This window comes from Bifidobacterium sp. UBA744, from assembly GCA_002298605.1.
GTDB lineage: Bacteria > Actinomycetota > Actinomycetes > Actinomycetales > Bifidobacteriaceae > Bifidobacterium.
The window spans coordinates 1-435 of the sequence record DBKS01000064.1 but is presented as its reverse complement, the minus strand read 5'-3'; the positions used below and the strand labels follow the sequence as shown (position 1 = coordinate 435).

1 protein-coding gene is annotated in these 435 nt (G+C 56.8%); it reads left to right on the top strand.

The annotated features are described in order from the left end of the window. The coding region (locus tag B2994_RS07510) for an extracellular solute-binding protein (RefSeq protein WP_291527758.1) at positions 1–435 on the top strand (435 nt) is incomplete at both ends.

Below are 435 nucleotides of genomic sequence, written 5' to 3'. Positions count from 1 at the left end.
CATCGATGGCAAGTACTACGCGATGCCGTACCGTCAGGACTCCTGGGTGTTGTTCTACAACAAGACCATGTTCGAGAAGGCCGGCGTGGCCATTCCGGATGGTACCTGGACCTGGGACGACTACATCAAGGCCGCCGAAGAGCTCAAGGAAAAGCTGCCCGCGGCCGGCTACGACGCCAACTCCGTCTACCCGACCTATCACCACAATTGGCAGTCTGTCTTCCAGTCCTTTACTACCGCGCAGTCCGCCTCTGATTCCGATGGCGCCAAGAAGAACTTCCTTTCCGGCGATTACAGCTACATGAAGGATAACTACACCAACATCTTCCTCAAGGCCCAGGATGAGAAGCTGACGGTCGACTACAACACCTCCACCGCCAACAAGGTGCAGTATCAGGCGCAGTTCGGCACCCAGAAGGCCGCCATGATGCCGAT